Origin of the sequence: Noviherbaspirillum denitrificans (genome assembly GCF_002211445.1) — a bacterium.
GTDB classification, from domain to species: domain Bacteria; phylum Pseudomonadota; class Gammaproteobacteria; order Burkholderiales; family Burkholderiaceae_D; genus Noviherbaspirillum; species Noviherbaspirillum denitrificans.
Map to the genome: position 1 here is coordinate 64188 of NZ_LSTO01000002.1, position 5377 is coordinate 69564.

General features: G+C 60.2%; 8 protein-coding genes. 4 read left to right on the top strand and 4 right to left on the bottom strand.

From position 1 onward, the window contains the following. Together AYR66_RS30625 and AYR66_RS23810 are read right to left on the bottom strand one after the other, a co-directional pair. On the bottom strand, positions 1-165 hold a 165-nt coding region (locus AYR66_RS30625; protein WP_206047316.1), incomplete at its 3' end, for a biotin carboxylase N-terminal domain-containing protein. Between the two features lie 176 nt (positions 166-341). Further along, complete coding sequence (locus AYR66_RS23810; RefSeq protein ID WP_088710064.1) at positions 342-1202, bottom strand: MBL fold metallo-hydrolase; 861 nt, start codon at positions 1200-1202, stop codon at positions 342-344. 82 nt (positions 1203-1284) lie between these two features. Here AYR66_RS23810 and AYR66_RS23815 point away from each other — a divergent pair, with 82 nt between their 5' ends. From AYR66_RS23815 to AYR66_RS23825, 3 genes are read left to right on the top strand one after another with little or no spacing between them, the layout of a single operon-like run. After that, positions 1285-1617: an ArsR/SmtB family transcription factor gene (locus AYR66_RS23815; protein ID WP_206047308.1), complete on the top strand. Its 333-nt coding sequence runs from the start codon at positions 1285-1287 to the stop codon at positions 1615-1617. After that, positions 1614-2048 (top strand): YeeE/YedE family protein, encoded by a 435-nt coding sequence (locus tag AYR66_RS23820; RefSeq protein WP_088710065.1) that lies wholly within the window; start codon positions 1614-1616, stop codon positions 2046-2048. The genes AYR66_RS23815 and AYR66_RS23820 overlap by 4 nt, the downstream gene beginning before the upstream one ends. Before the next feature lie 3 nt (positions 2049-2051). Beyond that, positions 2052-2495, top strand: a complete 444-nt coding sequence (locus AYR66_RS23825; RefSeq protein ID WP_088710066.1) for a DUF6691 family protein — start codon at positions 2052-2054, stop codon at positions 2493-2495. A gap of 76 nt (positions 2496-2571) precedes the next feature. On the opposite strand, the gene sodB is transcribed toward AYR66_RS23825, so the two are convergent. Continuing rightward, on the bottom strand, positions 2572-3150 hold the full coding sequence (sodB, locus tag AYR66_RS23830) for a superoxide dismutase [Fe] (protein ID WP_088710067.1): 579 nt from the start codon (positions 3148-3150) through the stop codon (positions 2572-2574). A gap of 130 nt (positions 3151-3280) precedes the next feature. After that, positions 3281-4642 (bottom strand): exodeoxyribonuclease VII large subunit, encoded by a 1362-nt coding sequence (gene xseA, locus AYR66_RS23835; RefSeq protein WP_088710068.1) that lies wholly within the window; start codon positions 4640-4642, stop codon positions 3281-3283. Positions 4643-4956: 314 nt separating this feature from the next. Here xseA and AYR66_RS23840 point away from each other — a divergent pair. Beyond that, positions 4957-5377, top strand: a 421-nt coding sequence (locus AYR66_RS23840; RefSeq protein ID WP_141104319.1) for a MotA/TolQ/ExbB proton channel family protein, incomplete at its 3' end; no start/stop codon positions are given.

Below are 5377 nucleotides of genomic sequence, written 5' to 3' on the forward strand. Positions count from 1 at the left end.
TTCGTCGGCCTTGAAGCGGTGCAGGGCGAACTTGTCTTCGTTGGCGTAGATGGCGACGGTGCGGATGCCGAGTTCGGCAGCCGCCCGCATGACGCGGATGGCAATCTCGGAGCGGTTGGCAACGAGTATCTTGCGTATGGGATGGCGATGCTGGGTTGTCTTCATTGTAGTTGTCATGCAAGGTTAAGAATTCTGCTGGCGAAAGGATACGACATCGGGGAGCGCAACTGCGTGAAAGTTTTTCAGCGGGTATGGGTCCCTCCGTCTCCAAGCCTGTTTATCGCTTGCATGATCCCGCAAATGGGGAAAAAAGCCCCCCACGGCGCGGGTGGTGTTGTGCTTCAGACAGCATTGAGGGGCAGTTTGAGGTAACTGATCCCATTGCCCTCGGCGGGCGGCATGGAGCCCGCACGGATGTTGACCTGGATGGATGGCAGGAAAAGCGTCGGCATGTCGAGGCCGGCATCGCGCTTCTCCCGTATCGCGACGAATTGATCCTCGCTGATGCCTTCGCGGACATGAGCGTTGCCGGCTCGCTGTTCGGCAACGGTTGTTACCCAGGCAGGCGCACGGCCCGGAGGAGGATAGTCGTGGCACATGAACAAGCGTGTGTCGCCGGGAAGTGACAGCAGCCGCTGGATCGACCGGTAAAGGGAGCGCGCGTCACCGCCGGGAAAGTCGCAGCGCGCCGTGCCGACATCGGGCATGAACAGTGTGTCGCCGACGAAAACCGTATCCCCGATGCGATAGGCGACGTCCGCCGGCGTATGCCCGGGAACAAAGATGGCGCGCGCATGGAGGGCACCGATGCGGAAGGATTCATCCTCTTCGAACAGGTGGTCGAATTGCGATCCGTCCTGGGCAAAACCGGCCTCGAGATTGAACAGCTGCTTGAAGACGCCCTGTACCTTGCCGATGTACGCGCCAATGGCGATTTTCCCGCCGATTTCGTCCTTGAGGTACTTCGCCGCAGACAGGTGATCCGCGTGGGCATGGGTCTCGAGAATCCACTCCGTTTTCAACGAATGCTCGCGTACGAACCGGACAAGCTTGTCGGCCGATGCGGTATGGGTGCGAGCAGACTTCGGATCGTAATCCAGGACCGGATCGATGATGGCGGCATGGCTGCCAGGACCATCATGAACTACATGGCTGATGGTGCCGGTGATGCCGTCGTAAAAAGAGTCGACTTGCGGGTTCATGGTTTTCTCCCTGTGTGCTTCAATATTATATGATATTATATAATATGAATATGTGAATTGATTAGCGAGGAATTTCAGCAGCATGGAAACAAGCGCTATTGTCGACATTGAACGCATGCGTGCGGCCGCCAAGGATGCGACAGCGGTGCTGCGTACGCTTGCAAATGAAGACCGCCTGCTCCTCCTGTGCCAGCTTGGCCAGGGGGAAAAGTCGGTGGGCGAGCTGGAAAGCCTGCTGGATATCCGCCAGCCCACGCTGTCGCAGCAGCTCGGTGTTTTGCGTACAGAGGGCTTGGTCAATACGCGTCGCGACGGGAAACGGATCTTCTATTCGGTCGCCGATCCGAAGGTGCTGGCCTTGCTCGGCGTCCTGTACCAGTTGTATTGCCCGGACAGCGAAGGAGAAAAGACATGACGATCGATTGGAACAATTTCACGCCACAGGCAGCGCTCGCCGGTGGCTTGCTCATCGGTGTGGCGGCAGGCGCGCTCGCGCTTTTCAACGGCCGGATCGCGGGCATCAGCGGCATAGTCGCAGGCGTGTTGCGGCCGAGGGATGGTGTCCCGGCATGGCGCTTGGCCTTCATTGCCGGCCTGGTGGGGGCACCGGCTTTATACGGCGTATTCGCGACGCTGCCAGAGGCCGATATCAGTGCGAATTGGATGGTGCTGGTGGCGGCCGGCCTGCTGGTCGGTGTCGGTTCGCGCTATGGATCCGGCTGCACGAGCGGCCACGCGGTATGTGGCCTGTCACGCCTGTCCCCCCGTTCGCTCGTCGCGACACTTGTCTTCATGGGAAGCGGATTCCTGACCGTCTTCGCCGTGCGGCACCTGTTAGGAGGGTAAGCCATGAATGTCTTGTTTGCATTCATCGCGGGATTGCTGTTCGGGACCGGACTGATCGTTGCCGGGATGGCGAATCCGGCAAAAGTCCTGGGCTTCCTGGATCTTGCAGGAGCGTGGGATCCCTCGCTGGCGCTCGTCATGGTCGGCGCCATCAGTGTCGGCCTCGTGGCATTCGCAATTGCGCGGCGGCGGTCAATGTCATTGCTCGGCCTGCCCATGCAATTGCCGTCGGCGCGTCATATCGATCGGCGGCTGTTGCTCGGCAACTTTGTCTTTGGCATCGGCTGGGGACTAGCGGGGATTTGCCCGGGGCCCGGCCTGGTTCTCGTCGGTGCCGGTAGCGCGAAGGGATTGATCTTCGTTGCCGCGATGCTTGCAGGTATGGCGCTGTTCGACTTGCTCGAGTCGCGCGCCACACGTTTCATCGGCCGCTCCAAGTCCGCTTAACCAGTCACTCGACCAAAAAAAAGCCACGGCTTTGAGGGCCGTGGCTTTTTGCTTATCGAGGAAAAACTATCGCTGATCAGCCGAAGTTCTTCGCCACGAAATCCCAGTTGACCAGGTTCCAGAATGCTTCGAGGAACTTGGGACGGGCATTGCGGTAATCGATGTAGTACGCGTGCTCCCACACGTCGCAGGTCAGCAGCGGCTTGTCCGCAGTGGTCAGCGGGGTGGCGGCGTTGGAGGTGTTGACGATGTCGACGGAGCCGTCGGCCTTCTTCACCAGCCAGGTCCAGCCGGAACCGAAGTTGGTCGTGGCGGACTTGGTGAATTCTTCCTTGAACTTGTCGAAAGAACCCCACTTCGCGTTGATCGCGTCAGCAACTGCACCGGCCGGCGCACCGCCGCCATTCGGCTTCAGGCAGTTCCAGAAGAAGGTGTGGTTCCACACCTGGGCGGAGTTGTTGAACAGGCCGCCGGACGACTTCTTGATGATGTCTTCCAGGGAGGCGTTTTCAAACTCGGTGCCCTTGATGAGGTTGTTCAGGTTGGTGACATAGGTCTGGTGGTGCTTGCCGTAGTGGTATTCCAGCGTCTCCTTGGACATGTGCGGTTGCAGTGCGTCCATTGCGTAGGGGAGCGGGGGCAGGGTGTGTTCCATGGCGTTTCCTTTCTTCGTTACGGTCGATATTTTTTTTGAAAGGGGTTAATTGTAAGACGGATGCCGACAGGTTGCATGAAAGTCCTCATTGATCTTCGGCCAACCGGCAGCGGAAATGCATTCCCGGGGGCTATTCAAGCGTCGGCTGCACGCTGGCGATGCCCACTTCGGCCGATCCTTCCGCCAGCCGGACCGTCACCGTTTCTCGCGGATGCAAATCTTTCGGTGCGCGGACAATCCGGCCTTTACCGTCCAGCACCATCGCGTAGCCACGTTCCAGCGTACGCTGCGGATTGAGCAGCTCGAGCTGTGCCTCCAGGGACGCCAGGGCTTGCCGCCGCTGGGAAACGAGTGTGGTCATGCGGGTGCCGAGGCGACGCGCGTCGTCCTTTAGACGCGCACGGGCCGAACTGGTTTTCGGCAGCTGTCCGGCGAGCCGGGTCTGCAGGTGCGAGAGAGAAAACCGCGCTTCACCAAGCGGTGCGCGGGTGGCATGGGCAAGACGGGTTTGCAAGCCTTGCAGCTTGAGCCTTTCATGGGAGATGTAGGACAAAGGGCTGACGAGACGGCGTGAAAACCAGTCGAGGGTCTGTGCTTTCTCGGACAGCTGACGCTTGAACGCGCGGGTCAGGTCGTCGGCATGCGCGCCGAGGGTGGCCATCCAGTCGGCGCGAGGGGCCGCGGCCATTTCTGCAGCAGCGGTCGGCGTCGGCGCGCGCAGGTCGGCGGCAAAGTCGGCAATGGTCACGTCCGTCTCGTGTCCGACGCCGGAAATGACAGGCATGGAACAGGCGGCGATCGAGCGCGCGACGGCTTCCTCGTTGAAGGACCACAGGTCTTCGATGCTGCCTCCGCCGCGGCATACCAGCAGCACATCGCATTCCGCGCGCGTCGAAGCGGTATCGATGGCTTGCGCGATTTTCTGTGCCGAGCCTTCGCCTTGCACGGGCGCCGGATAGAGGATGACGCGGACGTGCGGCGCGCGGCGGCGCAGCGTGGTCAGGATGTCGCGCAGCGCCGCTGCCTGCGGGCTGGTTACGATGCCGATCGTGCGAGGGAAGAGGGCGAGCGGGCGTTTGCGCGCCGGGTCGAACAAGCCTTCGGCGTTCAGTTTTTCCTTGAGCCGCAGGAAGGCTTCGTAGAGGTTGCCCACGCCGGCGCGGCGGATTGCCTCGACATTGAGCTGGTAGTCGCCGCGCGGGGCATACAGGGTGACGAGGGCGCGCACTTCCACCTTGTCGCCCTCGCGCGGCATGAAACCCGCATACTGCGCGCGGCCGCGGAACATGACGGCGCGCACCTGCGCCGCATCGTCCTTGAGCGTGAAGTACCAGTGACCCGATGCCGCTTTGGTGAAATTGGAAATTTCGCCGGATATCCAGGCAAGCGGGAAACTGCGCTCGAGCATGCGTGCCACGGCCTGGTTCAGGGCCGAGACCGTCAGCACAGAAGGCGCCCCGCTTGAGGTTTCGAAAGTGTTTCCAGCATTCATGCGGTCCTCCGGGGAAAAACCTGTCCACAGCCGCGCCAAATGGTCATTTGCCTGAAATAATTGGTTACAAACAACGGGGTGCTAAGATAAGTAACTGATTTCATTGAAAAAAGTGTTTCAGGCGATGAAGTGCTTTCCTGTTGAAAATCCTTTGGAATCAAGCACTTTTACCCAACCCGCAGATTTGCCCACAAAGTTATCCACAGGGGATGTGCAGAAGTTTTTCGGTGGTATCCCCATCGTGCGCGCTTGCCCGCGGCGTCTCAACACGATACATTCTGCATCCGACTGAATTCTCACCCAAGGAGCCTGTTTTGCTCGCCATTCTCCAAGCGGCCGGCTGGCCGATCTGGCCGCTGCTGATTGCTTCCGTTATCGGATTGGCACTCATTATCGAGCGCGTATTGTACCTGCGCCGCAGCCGCATCCTTCCGAACAGCCTCCTGGAAGAAGTGATCCGCGTTTATCACAATGGCAAGATCAGCCCCGAAGTCCTGAAAAACCTGGAACACAATTCTCCGCTGGGCCGCGTGCTCGCCGCCGGCCTGCGCAACGTCAATGCGCCGCGCGAAGTGATGAAGGAATCGATCGAAGAGGCCGGCCGCGGCACCGCACACGACCTCGAACGCTTCCTCACCACGCTCGGCACCATTGCCACGCTCGCGCCGCTGATGGGCCTGTTCGGCACCGTGGTCGGCATGATCGAAATCTTCGGCTCGCAAAATGCGGCGGGGG

Coding starts and splice junctions, on each gene's coding strand:
- AYR66_RS23810 (WP_088710064.1), bottom strand. CDS start 1,202: ATGAACCCGCAAGTCGACTCTTTTTACGACGGCATCACCGGCACCATC.
- AYR66_RS23815 (WP_206047308.1), top strand. CDS start 1,285: ATGGAAACAAGCGCTATTGTCGACATTGAACGCATGCGTGCGGCCGCC.
- AYR66_RS23820 (WP_088710065.1), top strand. CDS start 1,614: ATGACGATCGATTGGAACAATTTCACGCCACAGGCAGCGCTCGCCGGT.
- AYR66_RS23825 (WP_088710066.1), top strand. CDS start 2,052: ATGAATGTCTTGTTTGCATTCATCGCGGGATTGCTGTTCGGGACCGGA.
- sodB (WP_088710067.1), bottom strand. CDS start 3,150: ATGGAACACACCCTGCCCCCGCTCCCCTACGCAATGGACGCACTGCAA.
- xseA (WP_088710068.1), bottom strand. CDS start 4,642: ATGAATGCTGGAAACACTTTCGAAACCTCAAGCGGGGCGCCTTCTGTG.